Consider the following 23,250-nt stretch of genomic DNA (forward strand, 5'->3'; position numbering starts at 1 on the left):
CGGCCGCGGCGGTCGTACGGCGTCTGCGCACCACGAGGTGGAGCGCGATCCCCGCCACAAGCAGCGAGATCAGGAAGAACACGGGCACGGGGGCCTCCGCGAGGACGAAAGGGGCCGACCCTCCCATCATCGGGGAGGACACCGCCTCACGACGTGACCAGCTCGCCCGTGTCCACCGGTGACGTCGCGTCTGCCGCCTTCTCGGCGTCGCCCGCGACCTCGTCGGCGGTCAGGACGTAGCCCGTCTCGTCGTCGGAGGTGGAGCGGGCGAAGACCACGCCGTAGACCTTGCCGGAGGTGGTCAGCAGGGGGCCGCCGGAGTTGCCGGGGCGGACGGTCGAGCGGATCGAGTAGATCTCGCGGGTGACGGTGGCGTCGTTGTAGATGTTCTGCCCGGTCGCCTTCACCCGGCCCGCCACCGTGGCTGCCTGGAGGTTCAGGTCGCCGTCCTGCGGATAGCCCGCGACCACCGCGGAGTCGCCCCGGGCGGCGCCGTCGTCGAAGCGCAGCACCGGTGCGCGGAGATCCGGGACGTACAGCACGGCCACGTCCCGGTCCGGGTCGAACAGCACCACCCGCGCCTCGTACGCCTGCCCGACCCCGCCGATCCGGACGTTGGGCTCGTCGATGCCGGCCACCACGTGGGCGTTGGTCATCACGTGCTGCGGCGCGTACACGAAACCGCTGCCCTCGCGGCCCTGGGTGCCGGAGGCGCCCTCGATCTTGACGGTGCTGACCTTGGCCGCGTTGGTGGCGGCGGCCGTGACGCTGTCGCCGGTGGGTTTGGCCACCTCGGCCGTCGACTCGTTCTCGAACGGGTTGAAGACCTGCGGGAAGCCCGCCTCGGTGAGCGCGGAGGTGGCCCGGGAGAACCAGGAGGGTGTGGTGTCCGGCATGGCGTCCTGGACGGTGCCGAGCAGGGCGGAGTCCCGGATGGCGGTGGTGACCAGCGGGGACGAGGACGCGCCGAGCACGCTGGCGGCGACCCAGGACACGATGAGCACCGCCACGGAGTTGGCCGCGGCCCCGCCGACGCCGTCGGCGACTCTCAGCGGCCCCTGGTCCAGTTCCCTGCGCAGCCTGAGCGCCAGCCGCCCCGCCAGCTCGTGCCCCACGGCGGCCGGGGCCAGCACGGTCAGCACCGCGGTCACCGTCGCGGCCGTGCTCCCCGGTGTCACCAGGTCCATGATCCACGGCAGCGCCCAGACGCCCACGACCGCGCCGCCGACGAAACCGGCCAACGAGACGCAGCCGGCCACCAGGCCGCGCCGGTAGCCGGAGGCCGCATAGGCGGCGATCACCAGCAACAGCAGGATGTCGAGCACGTCCACGGAGCCGCCCTTCTCTCTCGGAACCTTCAGTACGCAGGCGAGGCGTCCAGTGATCAGCTACGCGCACGCGTGGCACCGGGAACCGGCCACGCGTGCGTGCACCTGGAAAAACGTCGCGGACCTGGACGATGGTTCCACCGGGTGGCACAGCACACATCGCGGGCGGAGCGGATCCGTCCCACAGTGGGACCATGCGTGTCCGAAGAGCCCGGGGGATACGAAGGCGGCGGTCGGCCCGGATACGCGGCGCGAGCCTGATCCGGCTCGCGCTGCGAAACCGCTTCCCCGTCAGCTCGCCGGGGTGTGCGGCGGCGGAGGAAGGGGCTCCTCAGGGGACCGCGGTCCCTGCCGGAGCGGGCGCTTCTGGCGACTGTGCGGTGTCTGTCGGGTCTGCCGCTCCTGTCAGCCCGACGGGGTCTCCCGGGCCTGCGGTTGCTGCCGGGGCAGATGCTTCCGGCGGACCTCCGACCTGCGCCGGACGCACCGCTCTGGTCAGGTCTACGGCGTCAGCGGGGGATCCGGATCCCGCCCGGGGCGCCGCTTCTCCTGGGGTCGAGACGTCTGCCGGGTCCGGGGCTCCCTCCCGCCCCACCAGGGCTCCCGCTGGGGCTGCCACCTCCACGGCCCTCGCCGTGCCCGCGACCCCCTCCGGGCCTCCGGCATCCGCCCAACCAGCGACCCCAGGGACCCCAGCGACCCCCGCACCCATCGAACCCGCACCCATCGAGCCCCCACCCCCCGCTCGGACACGACGCCGTGCGCCCCGCGCCCTCTCCCTTCCGCTGGCCTGTGTGCCCGGGCTCGCCGTCGTTCTCGGGCTTGTGCTGTGTGTCAGTGGGGTCGAGCGGGCGGTGGACGCCGGGAGGGCCGGGGGCGCCGCGTCGGCGCGGCCCGGGGTCGTTTCGCGGGGGGCCCTCAGGCCGCACATCGTGCCGAGGTCGGTGTGGGCCGTCGGCGGGGAGGAGAACTCCACCGCCCGTACCCCGCCGCCCCCCAGCTACGACGACAAGGTGCTCGCGGTCTTCGTGCACCACACCGACTCGCCCAACGACTACGACTGCGCCGATTCCCCCCGCATCATCCGCTACCTCGCCGCCGGCCAGACCGGCGCCCGGAACTGGGACGACATCGGCTACAACTTCCTCGTCGACCGTTGCGGCACCATCTACGAGGGCCGAGCGGGCGGCATCGACCGCCCCGTCACCGGCGCCCACACCCTGGGCTTCAACCACCGCACCGCGGGCATCGCCGCCCTCGGCACCTTCACCGCGGGCGTCGCCGTCCCGCGGGCGATGACCGACGCGATCGCCGCCCTGGTCGCCTGGAAACTCGGCCTCGCCGGCGTCGACCCCCGCAGTACCGTCCGCCTCACCTCCAGCAACAGCCTCAGCCGCTACGCCGACGGCACCACCGCGGCACTGCCCGCCCTCGCGGCCCACGGCGACGCCTACATGACGACCTGCCCCGGCGCCGCCCTCCGTGCCATGCTCCCGGAGATCAGACAGAGGGCGGCCCGCCTCCAGGGCAGGACCTGACCCCGGGACGTGACCCGGCGGGCACCCCGGCCGTGTCACCTGCGCCCGAGATACATCCCCAACGCCCGCTGCAGCACCCGCCCTTGGACCCCCACGGGGCGTTCCCACTCGCCGAGGTACTCCACGACCCGGCCCCCCGCCCCCGTCTTGAAGTGGAGCCGGCCCAGCAGCCGGTCCTCGCCGAGGGAGGGGGTGACCGCACGCAGGTCGTACGTCGCCGCACCGGCCGCCCGCGCATCGCACAGCATCCGCCACAACAGCGCGCTGCTGGGCCGCACTTCCCGCCCCCGGCGGCCGGACCCGGCGTAGGAGTGCCAGACCCGGGAGCCGACGTTGATCATCAGCGCGGCGGAGAGCACCTCGCCGTCGTACTCGGCGAGATAGAGCCGCAGCCGGTCGGAGTCCTCGGCGTTCAGGGCCTCCCACATGCGCCGGAAGTAGGCCGGGGGCCGGACCCGGAAACCGTCGCGGGCGGCGGTGGCCGCGTAGAGGCGGTAGAAGTCGGGCAGATCGGCGGCCGTACCCCAGGAGACCCGGACGCCCGCCGACTCGGCCGTGCGCAGGGACTGCTCGAAGTGCGGCGCGAGGGCCGCGCGCAGCTCGTCCACCGAGCGGCCCGCCAGCGGGATGTGACAGCCGTACCGTGGCTGCCCGAGGCCGAAGCCGCTGTCCTCGTCCTGTGCGCACCGCCGCCACCCGAGCCCGCGCAGCCGTTCCCCGGCGTCCAGCGCGAACCCGTCGACACCGGCCGCGGGCAGCTCGCGCACATGGCGGACGCCGGGGTCGGCGAGGCCCGCCGTCACCGTGCCGGCGTCCCAGTGCCGGACGACGACGGGCGGCCCGATCCGCACCGAGAACGCCCCGCGCTTCTCCAGATGGGCGACCAGGGGATCCAGCAGGTGTTCCGGGCGCGGGCCCAGCCAGTCGATCGTCGGTCCGTCGGGCAGGTAGGCGAGACAGCGCCGGGTGCCGGGCAGCGGCCGGTACAGGACGAGGGCCGTCGCGATCCTGGTCCCGTCCTCGAACCAGCCGACGCTCTCCGCCAGCCAGTCGGGCTTCACGTCGGCCCACTCGGGGATCTGGAGATGGCTCGCGTCGGGATGCAGCCGCAGATGGGCGAGATGTTCCTCGCGCGTGATCTCGCGCACATACGGGCTGGTCATGGGCGGGGTGCTCCTGTTCGGGGCGGCCACGGTACGCCGGGAGTCACGGCCGGGGTCAAGAGCCTCAGCTCTCACAGGCTTCTCGTAGGCGACTCAAGGACCACGCCGAAACAGCCGCCCTATCGTCATCCACACGCACTGACTGGAGGTGGGGAAGAAATGAACAGCAGTCACATGAACGGCCCCGAGAAGACCGCTGGCAGGCTCCGTACCACCGGCGGCCCCTGGGCGGTCGTCTGTGCCGTCGCGGCCGTCATCCTCGGCCCGGCCGCGGTCACCGCGTCCGCCCTCGACCAGGCCAACGCGGCCCCCCTGCACCACCCGGTGAAGGCGGACCAGACGCAGGCGTACATCCCGACGGACACGACCCGCCGCCGGAACGCGGCGGCCTGAGAGACGGCATGAGACGGCAGCCGGTGACGGGCGCTCAGCCCCTGAAGCGCTCCCACAACTTGGGACACCGCTCCGCCAGCACCCGGTCGCTCTCCAGGTCGACCGGCGCGCCCAGCGGCTCGGAGGCCGCGGGCGGGATACCCAGGTCGGGCGCGACGGTACCGGTGAGCTGCTCGTAGGCCTCGTCGGCCGCGAAGCCCAGTTCCTCGCCGTCGCCGTCGATCTCCTCGTCGAAGTCGGCCAGCAGGTCGGCGAGCGAGTCGGGGTCGTGCACCCCGCCCTCGTACACCTCGCGGCCCTGGCCGATCAGCCAGCAGCGGAAGGAGTCGAAGGCGTCGTCGCTCGCCCCGTCCAGCAGGATCCAGGCGGCGCCCCACAGGTCCCACGTGTACGCGCGGTTGAAGCGTGCCTCGAAGTGACGGGCGAAGTCGAGGACCATCTCCGGGTCCAGCGCGAGCAGCCGGTCCACCAGCAGGTCGGCCTGCTCCTCGGGGTCGCCCTCGGCGGCCTCGCGGGTGGCGTCCACCAGCTCCCAGAACTCCGTCTCGTCCATCACGGGTCCAGCATCGGGCCTGAAAGGGTGGGGCGCACGTGGAGTGCGGCGGATTGTTATGTCCCGTACAGGCGGCCCAGCCGTCTCGCGTCCTCGGCGAATCGCGCCCGCAGACTCTCCGGAGCCAGCACTTCCACCTCAGGACCGAGTCCCGCCAGCTGGGTGTGGGCGACCTGTTCGGACTCCACCGGGAGCGTCACGGTCAGCCACCCGTCCTCGTGAGCCGCTTCCGCGGCCGCCAGCGCCTCCCGCGCGGAGGCCGGATCGACGACGTACGGAAGTCGTCGCACGCCGTCCCCGGACAGCCGTACGACGACCTCGGCCCGCAGGATCGAGCGCGCGAACTGTTCGGCGCGCTCCGCCCAGAAGCCGGGCAGGTCGAACCCCTCGTCGCGCTCGAAGCGATCCTCGCCGGCCGTCACCGCCGTGAAACGGTCGAGCCGGTACACCCGGAAGGAACCGCCGTCCTGGACCCGCGCGCACAGGTACCAGACGCCCGCCTTGAGCACGAGCCCGTACGGTTCCAGCTCCCGCTCCACTTCGCCCTCCCGGCCGCAGTAGCGCGCGGTGACCCGTCGGTCGTCCCACACCGCGTCGGCGACGGCGGGCAGCGACTCGGGGGACTTCGGCTCGGTGAACCAGCCCGGCGCGTCCAGGTGGAAGCGCTGGGCCGACGTACGGGAAGCGTCCCGCAGGGACGGCAGCAGGGCCGCCGAGACCTTCAACCGGGCGGCGGAGGCGGCGTCCTCCAGCCCCATCTCGCGCAGCGCCCCCGGCACCCCGGACAGGAACAGCGCCTCGGCCTCGCTCCGGGCCAGTCCGGTCAGCCGGGTCCGGTACCCGCCGATCAGCCGGTACCCGCCGGCCCGCCCCCGGTCGGCGTAGACCGGGACCCCCGCCTCCGACAGCGCCTGCGCGTCCCGCGACACCGTCCGCTCCGACACCTCCAGCTCCCGCGCCAGCTCGGCGGCGGTCATGGAGGGCCGGGACTGGAGCAACAGCACCATCCTGATGAGCCGGGCAGCACGCATACGGCCATGATGCCGGGGCCCACTGACAGCGAAGGGGTACGGCGGCCGCCGTACCCCTTCACCGCGAGCGTCGAAGCTCAGGCCCTCACAGCCCGTACTTCTCGCGTGCTTCCTTCACCGCCGTCGCCTTGACCTCGCCGCGGCGGGCCAGCTGGGCCAGGGCCGCGACCACGACCGACTCGGCGTCGACGCCGAAGTGGCGGCGGGCGCCCTCGCGGGTGTCGGAGAGGCCGAAGCCGTCCGCGCCGAGCGAGGACCAGTCCTGCTCGACCCACTGCGCGATCTGGTCCGGGACCTGACGCATGTAGTCGGAGACCGCGAGCACCGGGCCCTCGGCACCGTGCAGCGCCTGACGGACGTACGGTACCCGCTCCTCGCCGCGCAGCAGACCGGCGTCGGCCTCCAGCGCGTCACGGCGCAGCTCCGTCCAGGAGGTCGCGGACCACACGTCGGACGCCACGCCCCACTCCTCGGCCAGCATCCGCTGGGCCTTCAGCACCCAGTGGATCGCCGTGCCGGAGCCGAGGAGCTGGATGCGGGGGGCGTTCGCGGCCGGGGAAAGGCCCGCGGACTCCGCCGTGTTGAAGCGGTACAGGCCCTTGACGATGCCCTCGTCGATGCCGAGGCCGGACGGCTTCGCGGGCTGCGGGAGCGGCTCGTTGTAGACCGTCAGGTAGTAGAAGACGTTCGGGTCCTCGCCGGGGGCCGCCTCGCCGTACATGCGGCGGATACCGTCGCGCACGATGGTGGCGACCTCGTAGGCGAACGCCGGGTCGTACGTCAGCGCCGCCGGGTTCGTCGCCGCGATCACCGGGGAGTGCCCGTCCGCGTGCTGCAGGCCCTCGCCCGTCAGCGTGGTACGGCCCGCCGTGGCGCCGACGAGGAAGCCGCGGCCGAGCTGGTCGCCGAGCTGCCACATCTGGTCGGCGGTGCGCTGCCAGCCGAACATCGAGTAGAAGATGTAGAACGGGATCATCGCCTCGCCGTGCGTCGCGTACGACGTCGAAGCGGCGATGAAGTCGGCCATCGAACCGGCCTCGGTGATCCCCTCGTTGAGGATCTGGCCGTTCTGGGCCTCCTTGTAGTACATCAGCTGGTCGCGGTCGACCGGCTCGTACGTCTGGCCCTTGGGCGAGTAGATGCCCAGGGACGGGAAGAGGCTCTCCATGCCGAAGGTTCGCGCCTCGTCGGGAACGATCGGCACCCAGCGCTTACCCGTCTCCTTGTCGCGGACCAAGTCCTTGATGAGCCGGACGAAGGCCATGGTGGTGGCCACGTTCTGCGAGCCGGAGCCCTTGTCGAAGGAGGCGAAGGCCTTCTCCGCCGGGGCCGGCAGGGGGGCCACGGGGTGCACTCGGCGGGCCGGCGCGGGACCACCGAGAGCGGCCCGGCGCTCCTGGAGGTAGCGCACCTCGGGGGAGTCGGCGCCCGGGTGGCCGTAGGGCACCACACCGTCGACGAAGTCGCTGTCCTTGATGGGCAGTTCGAGCAGGTCGCGCATCGTCTTGAACTCGTCCACCGACAGCTTCTTCATCTGGTGGTTGGCGTTCTTCGACGCGAAGCCCTCGCCGAGGGTGTGGCCCTTGACCGTCTGGGCCAGGATCACGGTCGGCGCGCCCTTGAACTCGACGGCGGCCTTGTAGGCGGCGTACACCTTGCGCGCCTCATGGCCACCGCGGGAGAGGTGGAAACACTCGAGGATCTTGTCGTCGGACAGCAGCTTGGCCATCTCGACGAGCGCCGGGTCCTTGCCGAAGAAGTCCTGGCGGATGTAGGCCGCGTCGCGCGTCTGGTACGTCTGCACCTGCGCGTCCGGTACCTCGCGCAGCCGTCGTACGAGCGCGCCTGTGGTGTCGAGCTGGAAGAGCTCGTCCCAGGCGTTGCCCCACAGCGACTTGACGACGTTCCAGCCGGCGCCGCGGAACTGGGCCTCCAGCTCCTGCACGATCTTGAAGTTCGCGCGGACCGGGCCGTCGAGGCGCTGGAGGTTGCAGTTGATGACGAAGGTGAGGTTGTCGAGGCCCTCGCGGCTCGCGAGCGCGAGTGCCGCCGTGGACTCGGGCTCGTCCATCTCGCCGTCGCCGAGGAAGGCCCAGACGTGGGACTGCGAGACGTCCTTGATGCCGCGGGCGGTCAGGTAGCGGTTGAAACGCGCCTGGTAGATCGCGGAGAGCGGGCCGAGGCCCATCGACACCGTCGGGAACTCCCACAGCCAGGGCAGGCGGCGCGGGTGCGGATACGACGGGAGGCCGTTGCCGCCCGACTCGCGGCGGAAGTTGTCGAGCTGGTGCTCGTCCAGCCGGCCGTCGAGGAAGGCGCGGGCGTAGATGCCGGGGGAGGCGTGGCCCTGGATGTAGAGCTGGTCGCCGGACCCGTCGGCCTCCTTGCCCTTGAAGAAGTGGTTGAAGCCGGTCTCGTAGAGCCAGGCCGCGGAGGCGAAGGTGGCGATGTGGCCGCCGACGCCGTATTTGCTGCCCCGGGTCACCATCGCGGCCGCGTTCCAGCGGTTCCACGCGGTGATGCGGGCCTCCATCTCCGGGTCACCGGGCAGGCCCGGCTCGGCGGCGGTGGGGATGGTGTTGACGTAGTCGGTCTCGAGGAGCTTCGGCAGCGCGATGCCGTTGCCCTCCGCCCTCTCCAGCGTGCGGCGCATCAGGTACGCGGCACGGTGCGGGCCGGCCGCCTTGGCGACCGCGTCCAGGGAGGCCTGCCATTCGGCGGTCTCCTCGGGGTCCCGGTCGGGGAGCTGGTCGAGCTCGCTGGCCTGGATGGCGTTGGGGTCGGTCATGTCGCCGCCTTCCTCAGTCGAAGGGGGTTCCCTCAATCAGGCAGGGTTTCGGGGGTGCCCTTTGTCTTTGGCAGGACAGGGCGGAGGGCCCCGGTAAGGGCCCGTCGGCGACTCTAACTCGCTGATCGATGATCGATCAAAGGGTTGAGGGGCAAAACTTCTCGATGACGACAAAGTAGGCACGGGGTGCCTCCGGCGGTGGCACCGGGTGACTGCGAAGGCGCGGGTTTTTGCAGGTCGGAGGGCGTTTGAGCGAAGGTGCGCTCGACTGCTCGGCAACCTCTCGGGGACACGGGTGCCGCTCCTCGGCACGGAGGTGCTCGACAGCGGCGGTGGTCGGGCACGGTGGTGCTCGGGTCTTGTGGCGTTCGGTTGCGACGGTGCACGGCCTGGCGGTGTTCGGCCATGGTGGCATTTGGCCGCGGCCGTGTTCGGGGTCGGTGGTGCTCGGCCCCGATGTGCTCGGCTTGATGGTGCTCGGGCCCGGTGGTGTGTTCGGCCGCGATGGTGCTTGGCCCGGCGGTGGTCGGCCATGGCGGGGCTCGGGTCTGGTGGTGCTCAGGCGCGATGGTGCTCTGTCGCGGCGGTGCTCGGCCTGATGGTGTTCGGGCTTGGTGGTGTTCGGCCACGATGTGCTCAGCTTGGTGGTGCTCGGGCCTGGTGGCGCTCGGTCGCGACGGTGTTCAGCCATGGTGGCATTTGGCCGCGGCCGTGCTCGGGGTCGGTGGCGCTCGGCCGCGATGGTGCTTGGCCCGGCGGTGTTCGGCCGCGGGGGCGCTCAGTGGCGGCGGCGCTCGCTCTGCCCGGCGGTGCTCAGCCGTGACGGTGCTCTGCCTGGCGGTGCTCAGCCGTGACGGTGCTCTGCCTGGCGGTGCTCAGCCGTGACGGTGCTCTGCCTGGCGTGCTCAGCCGTGATGCTGCTCTGCCCGGCGGTGTTCGGCCACGGTGGCATTTGGCCGTGCCCGTGCTCGGGGTCGGTGGCGCTCAGTCGCGACGGGGCGGTCACAGCGGTGCTGTCCGGCGGTGTCGAACCGGCCGTGGTCCCGGCCCTCAGGCCCTCGGCGCGCACCCCAGCACGTGGGACTTCACGATGTCGGCGATCCGCGGGTCCCGCCTCCGGAACGCGGCCACCAGCTCCTCGTGCTCCTCCGCGTACGACTGCTGTACCGTCCCCAGCCAGCGGATCGACAGCGCCGTGAAGACCTCGATGCCCAGGCCCTCCCAGGTGTGCAGCAGCACCGAGTTGCCGGCCGCCCGCACCAACTCGCGGTGGAAACCCACGGTGTGCCGCACCTGGCCGGTCCCGTCGGAGTCCCGGTCGGCCTCGTAGAGCGCGGCGACATGCGGTTCGAGCGCCGAGCAGTCCTGCGCCAGCCGCTCCGCCGCCAACTCCGCCGCGATGGCCTCCAGCCCGGCCCGGACCGGGTAGCTCTCCTCCAGGTCCGCCGCCGTCAGGTTCCGCACCCGTACGCCCTTGTTCGGCGCCGACTCGATCAGCCGCAGCGACTCCAGCTCGCGCAGCGCCTCCCGCACCGGCGTCTGGCTGACCTCCAGCTCGGTCGCGATGCGACGTTCCACGATCCGCTCACCCGGCTGCCAGCGCCCGCTGACGATCCCCTCCACGATGTGCTCGCGGATCTGTTCGCGCAGCGAGTGGACGACGGGCGCGGTCATGAGAGCTCCTTAAGGGCGTTTGACGTTTAGACAATAAGGCCGAGACCCCGTCCGGGAGGGGCGCGCGGGGGCGCTTTCATGCAGGTGAGACGAGGCTTACACGCTCCCAGTCCTACGACTTCTGTCAAGCCACGGAACCCCACGGCCCTGAGAAGTGTCGCGTCCGTCAAGGGGTTCCCGCACGGGGCGCCTCTTCGCACCGCAGGGGGACGGCATGCACATCGGGGGACGACGGGGACTGGCGGTGGGGGCCGTGATCGGCGCGATCGTCGCCGTGGCGGGCTGCGGACAGGCGGCCGCACGGGCGACGGCGGAGACGGCACCGAGCGGCGCGGAAGCGATCACCGACATGGCGGGTGCGGCGCCGAGCAGGGGTGCCGCCTGTGTGTTCGTCAAGCCCGACGGGGCGCAGAAGTTCGGCCACGTCGGCTGGGGCTTCAAGGTCCCGGGCACCGGCCGCTGGGTCTACGGTGCCGTCGAGAACCCGAGCGAGAAGCTGTACACCCCGCCGGGCGGTGACATCGGGGCCTGGCACGCCGAGGGCTCGTACGACCGCATGCTCAGCGAGATGAGCACCGACGCCAACTACCCCGGCAGGTCGGAGCACCCCTACAGCCGCTACCGCTGTACGAAGTCCTCGGCGCACGACGTGAACAGGGCCCGGGTCATGATCCGTACCGTCGAGGCCCGCGGGTTCCTCGTCGGGGTCGATCCGAGGACCGGGAAACTCACCTCGCGGGACTGCCTGGACGCCACCTACGACGTCCTGAAGGCGTACCGCACGCAGCACCTCACGCCCGCTCCGAAGCTGTCCGTCCCCAACGTGTGGGTGGAGGAGCTGTGGGGCTGGTCGGACCAGCAGCTGACACCCAGGTGAGGAAACGCCGGTGCCCCCGCCCGGAGAGCCGGACGGGGGCACCGTAGAAGCGAAGCCGCTTACAGGCCGAGCTCGACCTCGAACTCGCCCGCCTCCAGGATCGCCTTGACCGCGGTCAGGTAACGGGCCGCGTCGGCGCCGTCCACCAGACGGTGGTCGTAGGAGAGGGTCAGGTAGGTCATGTCGCGGACGCCGATGACCGTGCCCTCCTCGGTCTCGATGACCGCCGGGCGCTTGACCGTGGCACCGATGCCGAGGATCGCGACCTGGCCCGGCGGCACGATGATCGTGTCGAAGAGCGCACCGCGCGAACCGGTGTTGGAGATGGTGAAGGTCGCGCCGGACAGCTCGTCGGGCGTGATCTTGTTCGCGCGGACCTTGCCCGCGAGCTCCGCCGTGGCCTTGGCGATGCCGGCGATGTTGAGGTCGCCCGCGTGCTTGATGACCGGGGTCATCAGGCCCTTCTCGGAGTCCACCGCGATACCGATGTTCTCGGTGTCGAAGTAGGTGATCGTGCCTTCGCCCTCGTTGATCTTGGCGTTGATCGGCGCGTGCGCCTTCAGCGCCTGCGCCGCCGCCTTGACGAAGAACGGCATCGGGGAGAGCTTGACGCCCTCACGGGCCGCGAACGCGTCCTTGGCACGGGCGCGCAGCTTCATCAGGCGGGTGACGTCGACCTCGACGACCGAGGACAGCTGCGCCTGCTCGTGCAGCGCCTTGACCATGTTGTCGCCGATGACCTTGCGGATGCGCGGCATCTTGACGGTCTGGCCACGGAGGGGAGAGGCCTCCAGGGACGGCGCCTTCTTGGCGGCGGCGGCCGGGGCGGCGGCAGCGGCCGGAGCCGGGGCAGCGGCGGCCTTCGCGGCCTCGGCGGCGGCGATGACGTCCTGCTTGCGGATACGGCCACCGACGCCGGTGCCCTTGACGCCGGCCAGGTCGACGCCGTTCTCGGCGGCGAGCTTGCGCACCAGCGGGGTCACGTAGGCGCCGTCGTCACCGGAGGTCGCGGCCGGAGCCGGGGCCGGGGTGACCGGGGCGGGCGCCGGAGCCGGAGCGGCGGGCGCCGGGTCGGGAGCCGGAGCCGTCTGCTGCTGCGGGGCCGGAGCCGAGGGCGCCTGCGGGGCCGGAGCCGGAGCGGGCGCCGGAGCCGCGGGGGCGGGAGCCGGGGCCGGGGCCTCGGCAGCCGGGGCCGGAGCGGGAGCGGCGGGGGCCTGGGCGGCGGCCGGAGCCGCACCCGGGGCACCGATGACGGCGAGCTTGGCGCCGACCTCGGCCGTCTCGTCCTCACCGACCACGATCTCCAGCAGCACACCGGCGGCGGGCGAGGGGATCTCGGTGTCGACCTTGTCGGTGGAGACCTCGAGCAGGGGCTCGTCCTCCGCGACCTCCTCGCCGACCTCCTTCAGCCACCGGGTGACGGTGCCCTCGGTGACGGACTCGCCGAGCGCGGGCAGGACGACGTCCGTGCCCTCGGCGGAGCCGCCGCCGGAAGCGGCCTCGGCGGTGGGAGCGGGCGCCGGGGCGGCCTGCTCGGTGGACGGAGCGGCCGCGGCCGGCTCCGGGGCGGGCTCGGCGACCGGCTCGGCGGCCGGGGCCGGAGCGGCCGCCGGGGCGCCGGTGCCGTCGTCGATCACGGCCAGCTCGGCGCCGACCTCGACCGTCTCGTCCTCGGCGACCTTGATGGAGGCCAGGACACCGGCGGCGGGGGAGGGGATCTCGGTGTCGACCTTGTCGGTCGACACCTCGAGCAGCGGCTCGTCGGCCTCTACGCGCTCACCCTCGGCCTTCAGCCAGCGGGTGACGGTGCCCTCGGTGACGCTCTCGCCGAGCGCCGGAAGGGTTACGGAAACCGCCATGGTTTCGGTTGCTCCTTACGAATTGCGGAAGTCTGAGTCGTCGCTACGACGTGCAGTGACCGAGGGTCAGTCGTGCGAGTGCAGCGGCTTGCCCGCCAGGGCCAGGTGGGCCTCGCCGAGCGCCTCGCTCTGCGTCGGGTGGGCGTGGATGAGCTGGGCGACCTCGGCCGGCAGCGCTTCCCAGTTGTAGATCAGCTGGGCCTCGCCGACCTGCTCGCCCATGCGGTCGCCGACCATGTGGACGCCGACCACGGCACCGTCCTTCACCTGGACGAGCTTGATCTCGCCGGAGGTGTTCAGGATCTTGCTCTTGCCGTTGCCCGCCAGGTTGTACTTCAGAGCGACGACCTTGTCCGCGCCGTAGATCTCCTTGGCCTTGGCCTCGGTGATGCCCACGGAGGCGACCTCGGGGTGGCAGTACGTCACCCGCGGGACACCGTCGTAGTCGATCGGAACGGTCTTCAGACCGGCCAGACGCTCCGCCACCAGGATGCCCTCGGCGAAGCCGACGTGCGCGAGCTGGAGCGTGGGGACCAGGTCTCCGACGGCGGAGATGGTCGGGACGTTGGTGCGCATGTACTCGTCGACCAGGACGTAGCCGCGGTCCATCGCGACGCCCTGCTCCTCGTAGCCGAGACCGGCGGAGACGGGCCCGCGGCCGACGGCCACCAGCAGCACCTCGGCCTCGAACTCCTTGCCGTCGGCGAGGGTGACCTTGACACCGTCCTGGGTGTACTCGGCCTTCGAGAAGAAGGTGCCCAGGTTGAACTTGATGCCGCGCTTGCGGAACGCGCGCTCAAGAAGCTTGGAGGAGTTCTCGTCCTCGAGGGGGGCGAGGTGCTTGAGGCCCTCGATGATCGTGATGTCCGACCCGAAGGACTTCCACGCGGAGGCGAACTCGACGCCGATGACACCGCCGCCCAGGATGATCGCGGACTTCGGAACGCGGTCCAGCACGAGGGCGTGGTCCGAGGAGATGATCCGGTTGCCGTCGATCTCCAGGCCCGGCAGCGACTTCGGCACGGAGCCGGTCGCGAGGAGCACGTGGCGCCCCTGGATCCGCTGGCCGTTGACATCGACGGAGGTCGGCGACGACAGCCGGCCCTCACCCTCGATGTAGTGCACCTTCCGGGAGGCGACGAGCCCCTGCAGGCCCTTGTACAGGCCGGCGATCACGCCGTCCTTGTACTTGTGCACCCCGGCGATGTCGATGCCCTCGAAGGTGGCCTTCACGCCGAACTGCTCGCTCTCGCGGGCCTGGTCGGCGATCTCGCCCGCGTGCAGCAGGGCCTTGGTGGGGATGCATCCCCGGTGCAGGCAGGTACCGCCGACCTTGTCCTTCTCGATCAGGGCGACGTCAAGCCCCAGCTGCGCCCCGCGCAGGGCCGCGGCGTAACCGCCACTACCACCGCCGAGGATCACTAGGTCGAAAACGGTGCTGGCGTCGTTCGCCACGTCACGTCCTCCATGCATGTGCGCCGTACGCCGGTCTGCAGTGACCGGGCGGCGGCTGGTGTCCGGCCGCTCTTTCTTCGGCCCTGTGGTGGGGGCCCTGTCCTGCCGAGCCCCATCTTCGCACTTGTCGGCCCTGAACGAGACGCCGGGCCGGGGTGTGAGACACCACACGCTCACATGTGAAAGGGGGATGCGGTGAGACACCCAGGGGCGCGGGGCTGTATCGATCTGCGGCTCCGCCGCGCGGGCGCGACCAGCCGCCGCTCGCAGGCGGACGAGAGCCCAGGTGAGACGCCCAGGGGCGCGGGGCTGTATCGATCTGCGGCTCCGCCGCGCGGGCGCGACCAGCCGCCGCTCGCAGGCGGACGAGAGCCCAGGTGAGACGCCCAGGGGCGCGGGGAACTGCGCGACAAGCCACAACGGGCCCGCAGCCGCCCACGCCCCTTGGGAGCCGAGCTCCTAGGCGAGCATCAGCCCAGGTCACCGGAGCCGACAAGCTCCGCCAGCCGCACCAGCGTCCGCACCGCCGACCCCGTCCCGCCCTTCGGCGTGTACCCGAACGGACCCCCGTCGTTGAACGCGGGACCCGCGATGTCGAGGTGCGCCCACGGGATCCCCTCGCCCACGAACTCCCGCAGGAAGAGCCCGGCGACAAGGCCCCCGCCCATCCGCTCACCCATGTTCGCGATGTCGGCGGTCGGGGAGTCCATCCCCTTGCGCAGGTGCTCAGGCAGCGGCATGGGCCACGCCGGCTCCCCGACCTCCTCCGCGGCCTCGTGCACCGCCGTACGGAAGGAGTCGTCGTTCGCCATGATCCCGAAGGTCCGGCTGCCCAGCGCGAGCATCATCGCCCCGGTCAGCGTCGCCACGTCCACGATCGCGTCCGGCTTCTCCGCCGACGCCGCCCACAGCGCGTCCGCGAGCACCAGCCGGCCCTCGGCGTCGGTGTTGAGCACCTCCACCGTCTTGCCGCTGTACATGCGCAGCACGTCACCGGGCCGCGTGGCGGACCCCGACGGCATGTTCTCGGCGAGCGCCAGCCATCCGGTCACGTTGACCTCGAGGCCCAGCCGCGCGGCCGAGACCACGGCCGCGAACACGGCCGCCGCCCCGCTCATGTCGCACTTCATCGTCTCGTTGTGGCCCGGGGGCTTGAGCGAGATGCCGCCCGAGTCGTAGGTGATGCCCTTGCCGACCAGCGCGAGGTGCTTCTTCGCCTTGGACGAGGTGTACGACAGCTTCACCAGCCGCGGCCCCGAGGTCGACCCCGCGCCGACGCCGAGGATGCCGCCGTAGCCGCCCTTCTCCAGCGCCTTCACGTCGAGCACCTGCACCTTGAGGCCGTGCTCCTTGCCCGCGGCCTGCACGATCGCGGCGAAGGCCTCGGGGTTCAGGTCGTTGGGCGGCATGTTGATGAGGTCGCGCGCGCGGTTGAGCTCCTCGGCGACCGCGGTGGCCCGGGCGAGCGCGGCCTTGTACGCGGCGTCCCGCGGCTTGCCGCCCAGCAGTGCGGCCTCGGCCAGCGGAGCCTTGCCGTTCTTGGCCTTGGCGTCCTTGCCGTTCTCCTTGTAGGCGGTGAAGGAGTACGCCCCGAGCAGCACGCCCTCGGCGACCGCGCCGACGTCGGCGGCATCGCCCAGCGGCAGCACGAACGCGGCCTTCTTCGTTCCGGCCAGCGCGCGGGCGGCGACACCGGCGGCCTTGCGCAGCGCCTCCGAGTCGAAGGCGGAGTCCTTCTCGGGCTCGGCGCCCAGGCCGACCGCCACCACGAGAGGGGCCTTGAGGCCGGCGGGCGCGGGCAGCTTCGTCACCTCGCCCTCGGCCCCGGAGGCACCGAGGGTCTCCAGGACACCGGCGAGCCTGCCGTCGTAGGCCTTGTCCACGGCCTCGGCGCCCGGTGCGACGACCGGGCCCTTCGCGCCCTTGGCGACACCGATCACGATCGCGTCGGCCCGCAGGCCGGGCGCCGCGGAGGTGCTGAGAGTGAGAGCAGTCACGGTGGTGAATTCTCGCTTCCGATGTGAAGTTTCTTGGGTCGAGGGGGGTGGGGTCGACCGGGCCCGACGGCCGACCCTATTTCTTGTCCGGATCCGGATCCCGATCGGGGCCTTCACCCCTGTCGGCGACCACCCGGGACGAGCCTACGCTCGGGTCGGCCGAGCGTACCTCCGGCTGCGACCCGCGAGATCATTCCTGGGGTACCCCGCCGCACTCCCTGGAGTCCGTCCGTTGAAACGCCCCCTGCTCCTCCTTGCCGGCCTGCTCCTCCTGGTGACAGGGTGCACGGCCGCCCCCGACTCCCCGTCCGGCGGCTCGCGTTGGCGGCCCCGCCCCGGCATCGCCTGGCAGTGGCAGCTGACCGGCCGCGTCGACACGTCGGTGGACGTGCCGGTGTACGACATCGACGGCTTCGACCAGTCGGCGGCCGTGGTGTCGTCGCTGCACGGCAAGGGCCGCAAGGTCATCTGCTACCTCTCCACGGGCGCGTGGGAGGACTGGCGCCCGGACGCCGGCAGGTTCCCCAAGTCCGTGATCGGACGCGGCAACGGCTGGGAGGGGGAGCGCTGGCTCGACATCCGGGCGACCGACGTCCTGGAACCGCTCATGGCGGAGCGCCTCGACATGTGCCGCGAGAAGGGCTTCGACGCGGTGGAGCCGGACAACATGGACGGCTACAAGAACCGCACGGGCTTCGCGCTGACGGCGGCCGACCAGCTCCGCTACAACCGCCTGATCGCGCGACTTGCCCACGACCGCGGCATGTCGGTCGGCCTGAAGAACGACCTCGACCAGATCCCGCGGCTGGTGGGCGACTTCGACTTCGCCGTCAACGAGCAGTGCGCGCAGTACGACGAGTGCGGGGACGTGGAGCCGTTCATCAAGGCCGGCAAGGCGGTCTTCCACGTCGAGTACGAACTCCCCGTCAGCCGCTTCTGCGCCGAGTCCCGGCGGCTGAAGCTGAGTTCGATGCTGAAGAAGTACGAGCTCGGGGTGTGGCGCGAGGCCTGCTAGAGGTTCGGGGCTTCCTAGAAGTTCAACGACAGGACCACCAGCGCGGTCGTCGCCGCCGTCTCCGCCAGCCCGCCGAACACATCCCCGGTCACTCCGCCGAAGCGGCGCGTGCAGTGCCGCAGGAGCAGTTCGGCCACCCCCACGGCGGCGGCGACCGCGAGGACCGCGCGGACCATGTCGTACGCCCCCGAAAGCGCCCCCGCCCCGGCCGCCCCCAGCGTCACGGCGGCGGTCGTCAGGACCGCGCCCCGGACCGGGACGACGCCCGCCACCGCGGCCCCCAGCCCCTCCGGCCGGGCCGGCGGGACCCCGGCACGGGCCGCGAGGGTCAGGGCCAGGCGCGCGGCCGTCGACGAGACCACCGCGGCCGTCGCACCCCGCGCCCAGGAGTCGCCGTACATCTGCGACAGCGCGGCCACCTGGGCGAGGAGCACGAGGACGAGGGCGATCACCCCGAACGGGCCGATGTCCGACTGCTTCATGATCCGCAGGGCGTCCTCGGCGGGCTTGCCGCTGCCCAGGCCGTCGGCGGTGTCCGCGAGACCGTCGAGGTGCAGGCCGCGCGTGAGGACGGCGGGTGCGGCGACCGTGGCCACCGCGGCGAGCAGCGCGGAGGCGCCCAGGAACAGCAGCAGGAGCCCCACCGCCGCCGACACGCACCCCAGGACCACGCCGACCAGTGGGGCGCACAGCATTCCGCCGCGTGCCGCCTCCCGGTCCCAGCGGGTCACCTTCACGGGGAGCACGCTGAGCGTGCCGAAGGCGAAGCGGAGGCCGTCGAGCGGGGGCGGGGTCATGGACACGTCGGCAGGGTAGCCCGGACGCCGTAACCGCCGGGCGGCCCACCCCCGGCGACCGGACACTGGGTCCATGGGCCACTGGCTGCACCGCAACATCGTCGAACCCGGCAAGCTGCCGCTGCTCCTCGCCCTGACCGCGTTCGTGCTGACCTTCGTGATCACACGGGTCATCACCCGGCTGATCCGGGCGGGCAAGGGGCCCTTCGGCAACGTCAGTTCCGGTGGCGTGCACATCCACCACGTGGTGCCGGGTGTCGTCCTCACCATCGTCGGCGGCTTCGGCGCGGTCGCCAGTGGGCGGCACGGTTTCGGGGCGGGGCTGTGCGCGGTGGTCTTCGGGATGGGCGCGGGTCTGGTGCTGGACGAGTTCGCGCTGATCCTGCATCTCGACGACGTGTACTGGAGCGAGGAGGGCCGCAAGAGCGTCGAGGTCGTCGTCCTCACCGTGGCGCTGGTCGGGCTGGTGCTCGCGGGGTTCTCGCCGTTCGGCGTCAACGATGTGTCGCAGGGCGAGGCCCAGGACCGCGGCGGCGTCATCTCCAGCGTGGTGGTCAACTTCCTCTTCGCGATGCTCGTCCTGCTCAAGGGGAAGACCCGGATGGCGATCTTCAGCGTGATCGTCCCCCTCGTCGGCCTCATCGGCCTGATCCGACTGGCCCGCCCCGGCTCCCCCTGGGCCCGCCGCTTCTACGCCCGCCGCCCGCGCGCCCGCGCCCGGGCGGTATTGCGCGCCTACCACCGCGACAAACGCTGGTCGGGCCCCCGCCGCAGGTTCCAGGACCTGATCGGCGGCAAACCGGACCCGGTACGCCCGGTCGGGCGTTGAGGGAGAGCGGGATCCCTGCTCGGCCGGGGGCGTCCACCCGGACTCTGAGGGACGGCAGTTCGATCCCCGTACGGACCCTCGGCCCCTGAGAGGGCAAGTACGGCCTGGTCGGCCGCGGGCACCTGCCGGGTGTTGACGTGGCCCGGAGATAGCGGCGCTGAGGCGCGCCCGCCGACTGCTGACGTGGCGTCGAGGGACTGGCCGGCTCAGGGGGCGCATCGTGGGCCCGAGTCGGCGTCCTCCTGGGGGCGGGCGTGCCGGCGGCGGGCTGCTGAGAGGCCGCACACGGCCAGCATCGCCGCGATCGCCGCCACGTGTTCCCGGCCGGCGAGGTTCCCCTTCGCCAGCACCTCGACCACCATCGCCGCGATCACGGCACCCGCGGTGACCCGGGCGCCGTAGCGCCAGCCGAGGAAGACGGCGAGCCCCACCACGGCCGCCGACGGGCCGGTGTCGACGACGTGGGCGTCCGAGGCGGGCAGGCCGAGGGGGCTGTCGGGCCCCAGCCAGATGCCCACCCGGGCGTACAGCGTTCCGGCGAGCGTGGCGGCGTAGGCCAGCGTGAGCGTCCGCCACCGGCCCAGACAGATCTCGGCGATCCCGAACACGAACAGGATCTGCGCCAGCGCACCCCACACCGGCAGGTCCAGGGCCGGCACGAACAGGGAGAGCGGGGTGCGGAGCAGGGCGAGCCAGAGGGGATCCGCGGCGCGCACGGCACCGACGTCCTGGACGACGTCGTAACCCCACGACTGGTTGTGCACGAAGTGCAGGGCCGCCGTCAGACACACGGCCGCCAGGGCCAGGGGAACCGCCCGCCATCGCCGCCGCAGCAGCGGCCCGCGGACGGTGATGTACAGCTCACCCCACTCCGCACGAGCCCAGCGGGCGAGCGTCTTCATCCCACGTCCTCATCTGTGCGTGCTCAAGTGCTCCCGGCGCCGCAGCCACCCCGGCAGCCCCGGCACCTCCAGGAACCCCTCCGCGCGGGCGGAGGCGATGCCGATGCGCGGCAGGTCCGCGCTCTTCTCGAAGAGCAGGAACCGCGGCTCCCAGATGGGCCGGTACTTGGCGTTGGCCCGGTACAGGGACTCGATCTGCCACCAGCGGGAGAAGAAGCTGAGCAGCGACCGCCACAGCCTCAGCACCGGCCCGGCGCCAAGACGCGCACCACGTTCGAAGACCGAGCGGAACATCGCGAAGTTGAGCGAGACCTGGGTGATCTGGATCTCCTGGGCCCGGTTCAGCAGCTCGATGACCATGAACTCCATGAGGCCGTTGTCCGCGTCGCGGTCCCGGCGCATGAGGTCGAGGGACAGCCCGTGCGGCCCCCACGGCACGAAGGAGAGCACCGCCTTCAGCTCCCCGTCGGCGTCACTGCACTCCAGCGCCACGCACCGCCCGTCCTCCGGATCCCCGAGCCGCCCCAGCGCCATGCTGAACCCGCGCTCGGTGGCCCCGTCGCGCCAGTCGTCGGCCCGCCGTACGAGCGCCTCCATCTCCTCGGCGGGGATGTCCTCGTGGCGCCGGATCCGTACCGTGTACCCGGCCCGTTTGACCCGGTTGTAGGCCTGCCGGACGGTCCGCATCGCCCGTCCCTCCAGCGTGAACTCGGCGACCTCGACGATCGCCTCGTCGCCCAGCTCCAGCGCGTCCAGGCCGTGCCGCGCGTACACCGTCCCCGCGTCCTCACCCGCGCCCATCACGGCCGGCAGCCACCCGTGCGCCCGCGCCTCGGCGAGCCACGGCTCGATCGCCCCCGGCCAGGCCTCCGGGTCGCCGATCGGATCACCGGAGGCCAGCGAGACCCCGCTGACCACCCGGTACGTCACGGCCGCCTTCCCGGTCGGCGACCAGACGACGCTCTTCTCCCTGCGCAGCGCGAAGTACCCGAGCGAGTCCCGCTCGCCGTGCCGGTCCAGCAGTTCCCGCAGGCGCCGCTCGTCGTCCTCGGTGAGCGGGTCGACGGCACGCCGGGAGCGGAAGGCGGCGTAGAGGACGGCGAGGACGAGGACCGTGCTGAGCACGTTGATGACGACGTTGACCCAGTTCGGCGTCAGGATCCCGTCGAAGCGGGAGTCGTCGGCGGCGACCGAGACCAGTCGCAGCGTGCCGTACCACCAGCGTTCCACGAAGGCCGACGACCGCGAGGCCTGGTTGGTGACGGTCACCAGCAGCGCGGCCAGCAGCGAGCACACCAGCAGTCCGCCCACGGCCACGGCGGCGGCGAGCCGTGGGTTGGACCGGTCGCCCTTGGCGTAGAACTCCCGCCGCCCGACGAGCAGGGCGACCACGAAGGCGGCGGTGAGGAACAGGGAGATCCAGTTCTGCGCGTACCGCCGGATCTCCGGGAACGCCATCGCGAGGACGAACAGCGCGAGGAACGCCCCCGACAGCACCAGGTTCAGGATCCACGCCGCGCGCTTGCGCCGCCGCATGGTGATCGCGAGGAAGGCCGTGAACACTCCGGAGGCGAAGCCCGCCGTCAGCAGATACGGCGTGAAGAAGTCCTGCTGGTTGTGGCGCCGCACGTCCTGCCCCAGGGACACCCACACCGCACTGAGGAAGTTGACGAACGCGACGACCCGCAGGTACCAGACGGCGAACCCGGCGGACCGTCGCGAGGCGGCGGTGGACCGTACATCCCGAACAGGTGCGACTCGGACATCTCCCATGAAGGGCGATCATGCCCTTTGCGCCGGCGATTTGGTCGCAAGGGCACTCACCTGTCCTCGACTACTCCTCCTCGGACTCCTCCTCGGACGCCTTCTCCGGTTCCTCCTCCTGCGACTCCTCGAAGGCCGCGGGCTTCTCCGGCAGCTCGGCGGCCAGCGCGGCCGCGGCCTGTACCAGCGGCAGCGCGAGCAGTCCGCCCGCGCCCTCCCCGACCGTCACGCCATGGTCGAGCAGCGGTTCCAGGGCCATCCGGTCCAGTGCCTTCGCCTGCCCCGGCTCACCACTGCTCTGCCCGGCCAGCCACCAGTCCGGCGCCCGGAACGCGATCCGCTGCCCCACCAGGGCACAGGCGGCCACGACCACCCCGTCCAGTACGACGGGCAGCTTGCGCACCGCGCTCTGCAGCAGGAACCCGGTGATCGCCGCGAGGTCGGCCCCGCCCACCGTCGCCAGCAGCTGCAACTGGTCCCCGAGCACCGGCCGCGCCCGTCGCAGCGCGTCCCGGATCGCCGCGCACTTGCGCATCCACGCCAGGTCGTCGATCCCGGTCCCGCCCCGCCCGGTCACCACGGACGCGTCGGTCCCGCACAGCGCGGCGACCAGCACCCCGGCCGCCGTGGTCCCGCCCACGCTCACATCACCGAGCACCACGAGATCCGTACCGGAGTCGGCCTCCTCGTCGGCCACCGCGACCCCGGCCCGGAAGGCGGCCTCCGCCTCCTCGAGGGTCAACGCGTCCTCGACATCGATACGACCGCTCCCGCGCCGCACCCGATGCCGTACGACGTCCTGCGGCAGCTCGTCCGGATCGCAGTCCAGCGCCATGTCCACGACCCGCACCGGCACGCCGAGGCGCCGGGCGAGGATCGACACCGGACGGCCGCCCTCCAGGACCTCCCGCACCAACTCCGCCGCGCTGCCCGCGGCCCGCCCCGAGACACCCAGTTCGGCGATCCCGTGGTCACCGGCGAACAGCACGACCCGCGGCCGTTCGACCGACCGTACCGGTACGGCCGACTGCGCCGCCGCCAGCCACTCACCCAGGTCGTCGAGGCGGCCCAGCGCCCCGGGAGGCACGATCTGACGCTCCCGGCGCGCCTCGGCGTCGCGACGCACCCCGCCGTCGGGGCGCTCGATCAGATCGGTGAAGTCGTCGAGATTAAGCGAGCTCATTCGCCGAACAGTACCGGCCCTGATCGAACACGGGGGTGCCACAGGGTCATGACGTCATTGCACCCGGGATCGGGATCCCATACGTTCCGTTTTGTAGCGAATTG

Annotated in this window: 18 protein-coding genes; 5 read left to right on the forward strand and 13 right to left on the reverse strand. The window is 71.9% G+C overall.

The window, feature by feature from the left end:
- Window positions 1-146: 146 nt before the first annotated feature.
- Window positions 147-1,331 (reverse strand): MarP family serine protease, encoded by a 1,185-nt coding sequence (locus tag D1369_RS29590; RefSeq protein WP_118082700.1) that lies wholly within the window; start codon window positions 1,329-1,331, stop codon window positions 147-149.
- A gap of 782 nt (window positions 1,332-2,113) precedes the next feature.
- Between D1369_RS29590 and D1369_RS29595 the strand changes: the two genes are divergently transcribed.
- The gene (locus tag D1369_RS29595) at window positions 2,114-2,866 is read left to right on the forward strand and encodes a peptidoglycan recognition protein (RefSeq protein ID WP_050789875.1); all 753 of its coding nucleotides are present in this window, start codon (window positions 2,114-2,116) and stop codon (window positions 2,864-2,866) included.
- 35 nt (window positions 2,867-2,901) lie between these two features.
- On the opposite strand, the gene D1369_RS29600 is transcribed toward D1369_RS29595, so the two are convergent.
- Window positions 2,902-4,029 (reverse strand): peptidoglycan bridge formation glycyltransferase FemA/FemB family protein, encoded by a 1,128-nt coding sequence (locus tag D1369_RS29600; RefSeq protein ID WP_007381523.1) that lies wholly within the window; start codon window positions 4,027-4,029, stop codon window positions 2,902-2,904.
- A gap of 159 nt (window positions 4,030-4,188) precedes the next feature.
- On the opposite strand from D1369_RS29600, the gene D1369_RS29605 reads away from it, so the two are divergent.
- Window positions 4,189-4,422 carry a hypothetical protein gene (locus D1369_RS29605; RefSeq protein ID WP_007381522.1) on the forward strand — a complete coding sequence of 78 codons (234 nt, stop codon included), beginning with the start codon at window positions 4,189-4,191 and terminating at the stop codon, window positions 4,420-4,422.
- 34 nt (window positions 4,423-4,456) lie between these two features.
- Here the strand turns inward: D1369_RS29605 and D1369_RS29610 are convergent, their stop codons facing one another.
- From D1369_RS29610 to D1369_RS29630, 4 genes are all read right to left on the reverse strand, one after another.
- Complete coding sequence (locus D1369_RS29610; protein WP_037899723.1) at window positions 4,457-4,975, reverse strand: DUF4240 domain-containing protein; 519 nt, start codon at window positions 4,973-4,975, stop codon at window positions 4,457-4,459.
- 56 nt (window positions 4,976-5,031) lie between these two features.
- The gene (locus D1369_RS29615; RefSeq protein WP_037899721.1) at window positions 5,032-6,006 is read right to left on the reverse strand and encodes a YafY family protein; all 975 of its coding nucleotides are present in this window, start codon (window positions 6,004-6,006) and stop codon (window positions 5,032-5,034) included.
- A gap of 85 nt (window positions 6,007-6,091) precedes the next feature.
- Window positions 6,092-8,794 (reverse strand): pyruvate dehydrogenase (acetyl-transferring), homodimeric type, encoded by a 2,703-nt coding sequence (aceE, locus tag D1369_RS29620; RefSeq protein ID WP_007381519.1) that lies wholly within the window; start codon window positions 8,792-8,794, stop codon window positions 6,092-6,094.
- Window positions 8,795-9,844: 1,050 nt separating this feature from the next.
- The gene (locus D1369_RS29630) at window positions 9,845-10,468 is read right to left on the reverse strand and encodes a GntR family transcriptional regulator (RefSeq protein WP_007381518.1); all 624 of its coding nucleotides are present in this window, start codon (window positions 10,466-10,468) and stop codon (window positions 9,845-9,847) included.
- Window positions 10,469-10,682: 214 nt separating this feature from the next.
- Between D1369_RS29630 and D1369_RS29635 the strand changes: the two genes are divergently transcribed.
- The gene (locus tag D1369_RS29635; protein ID WP_037899717.1) at window positions 10,683-11,345 is read left to right on the forward strand and encodes a hypothetical protein; all 663 of its coding nucleotides are present in this window, start codon (window positions 10,683-10,685) and stop codon (window positions 11,343-11,345) included.
- Between the two features lie 59 nt (window positions 11,346-11,404).
- Here the strand turns inward: D1369_RS29635 and sucB are convergent, their stop codons facing one another.
- The 3 genes from sucB to D1369_RS29655 all read right to left on the reverse strand — a co-directional run bounded on the left by sucB (window position 11,405) and on the right by D1369_RS29655 (window position 16,656).
- On the reverse strand, window positions 11,405-13,204 hold the full coding sequence (gene sucB / locus D1369_RS29640) for a 2-oxoglutarate dehydrogenase, E2 component, dihydrolipoamide succinyltransferase (protein WP_118082701.1): 1,800 nt from the start codon (window positions 13,202-13,204) through the stop codon (window positions 11,405-11,407).
- Window positions 13,205-13,270: 66 nt separating this feature from the next.
- Window positions 13,271-14,659 (reverse strand): dihydrolipoyl dehydrogenase, encoded by a 1,389-nt coding sequence (gene lpdA, locus D1369_RS29645; RefSeq protein ID WP_037899715.1) that lies wholly within the window; start codon window positions 14,657-14,659, stop codon window positions 13,271-13,273.
- A 470-nt stretch (window positions 14,660-15,129) separates the two neighbouring features.
- Window positions 15,130-16,656, reverse strand: a complete 1,527-nt coding sequence (locus tag D1369_RS29655) for a leucyl aminopeptidase (RefSeq protein ID WP_007381513.1) — start codon at window positions 16,654-16,656, stop codon at window positions 15,130-15,132.
- A 232-nt stretch (window positions 16,657-16,888) separates the two neighbouring features.
- Here D1369_RS29655 and D1369_RS29660 point away from each other — a divergent pair, with 232 nt between their 5' ends.
- Complete coding sequence (locus D1369_RS29660) at window positions 16,889-17,671, forward strand: endo alpha-1,4 polygalactosaminidase (RefSeq protein ID WP_037899712.1); 783 nt, start codon at window positions 16,889-16,891, stop codon at window positions 17,669-17,671.
- Between the two features lie 14 nt (window positions 17,672-17,685).
- Here the strand turns inward: D1369_RS29660 and D1369_RS29665 are convergent, their stop codons facing one another.
- Window positions 17,686-18,468: an adenosylcobinamide-GDP ribazoletransferase gene (locus D1369_RS29665; RefSeq protein ID WP_007381511.1), complete on the reverse strand. Its 783-nt coding sequence runs from the start codon at window positions 18,466-18,468 to the stop codon at window positions 17,686-17,688.
- Window positions 18,469-18,541: 73 nt separating this feature from the next.
- On the opposite strand from D1369_RS29665, the gene D1369_RS29670 reads away from it, so the two are divergent.
- Window positions 18,542-19,297, forward strand: coding sequence for a hypothetical protein (locus D1369_RS29670; RefSeq protein ID WP_007381510.1), 756 nt, complete (start codon window positions 18,542-18,544; stop codon window positions 19,295-19,297).
- A 206-nt stretch (window positions 19,298-19,503) separates the two neighbouring features.
- On the opposite strand, the gene D1369_RS43455 is transcribed toward D1369_RS29670, so the two are convergent.
- From D1369_RS43455 to cobT, 3 genes are all read right to left on the reverse strand, one after another.
- On the reverse strand, window positions 19,504-20,199 hold the full coding sequence (locus D1369_RS43455; protein ID WP_007381509.1) for a hypothetical protein: 696 nt from the start codon (window positions 20,197-20,199) through the stop codon (window positions 19,504-19,506).
- A 9-nt stretch (window positions 20,200-20,208) separates the two neighbouring features.
- Window positions 20,209-21,972 carry a phosphatidylglycerol lysyltransferase domain-containing protein gene (locus D1369_RS29680; protein ID WP_007381508.1) on the reverse strand — a complete coding sequence of 588 codons (1,764 nt, stop codon included), beginning with the start codon at window positions 21,970-21,972 and terminating at the stop codon, window positions 20,209-20,211.
- 61 nt (window positions 21,973-22,033) lie between these two features.
- The gene (gene cobT / locus D1369_RS29685) at window positions 22,034-23,146 is read right to left on the reverse strand and encodes a nicotinate-nucleotide--dimethylbenzimidazole phosphoribosyltransferase (RefSeq protein ID WP_007381507.1); all 1,113 of its coding nucleotides are present in this window, start codon (window positions 23,144-23,146) and stop codon (window positions 22,034-22,036) included.
- Window positions 23,147-23,250 lie beyond the last annotated feature (104 nt).

The organism is Streptomyces sp. CC0208, from assembly GCF_003443735.1.
In the GTDB taxonomy this organism is placed as follows: domain Bacteria; phylum Actinomycetota; class Actinomycetes; order Streptomycetales; family Streptomycetaceae; genus Streptomyces; species Streptomyces sviceus.

Coding starts and splice junctions, on each gene's coding strand:
- D1369_RS29600 (WP_007381523.1), bottom strand. CDS start 4,029: ATGACCAGCCCGTATGTGCGCGAGATCACGCGCGAGGAACATCTCGCC.
- D1369_RS29605 (WP_007381522.1), top strand. CDS start 4,189: ATGAACAGCAGTCACATGAACGGCCCCGAGAAGACCGCTGGCAGGCTC.
- D1369_RS29610 (WP_037899723.1), bottom strand. CDS start 4,975: ATGGACGAGACGGAGTTCTGGGAGCTGGTGGACGCCACCCGCGAGGCC.
- D1369_RS29615 (WP_037899721.1), bottom strand. CDS start 6,006: ATGCGTGCTGCCCGGCTCATCAGGATGGTGCTGTTGCTCCAGTCCCGG.
- aceE (WP_007381519.1), bottom strand. CDS start 8,794: ATGACCGACCCCAACGCCATCCAGGCCAGCGAGCTCGACCAGCTCCCC.
- D1369_RS29630 (WP_007381518.1), bottom strand. CDS start 10,468: ATGACCGCGCCCGTCGTCCACTCGCTGCGCGAACAGATCCGCGAGCAC.
- D1369_RS29635 (WP_037899717.1), top strand. CDS start 10,683: ATGCACATCGGGGGACGACGGGGACTGGCGGTGGGGGCCGTGATCGGC.
- sucB (WP_118082701.1), bottom strand. CDS start 13,204: ATGGCGGTTTCCGTAACCCTTCCGGCGCTCGGCGAGAGCGTCACCGAG.
- D1369_RS29665 (WP_007381511.1), bottom strand. CDS start 18,468: ATGACCCCGCCCCCGCTCGACGGCCTCCGCTTCGCCTTCGGCACGCTC.
- D1369_RS29670 (WP_007381510.1), top strand. CDS start 18,542: ATGGGCCACTGGCTGCACCGCAACATCGTCGAACCCGGCAAGCTGCCG.
- D1369_RS43455 (WP_007381509.1), bottom strand. CDS start 20,199: ATGAAGACGCTCGCCCGCTGGGCTCGTGCGGAGTGGGGTGAGCTGTAC.
- D1369_RS29680 (WP_007381508.1), bottom strand. CDS start 21,972: ATGGGAGATGTCCGAGTCGCACCTGTTCGGGATGTACGGTCCACCGCC.
- cobT (WP_007381507.1), bottom strand. CDS start 23,146: ATGAGCTCGCTTAATCTCGACGACTTCACCGATCTGATCGAGCGCCCC.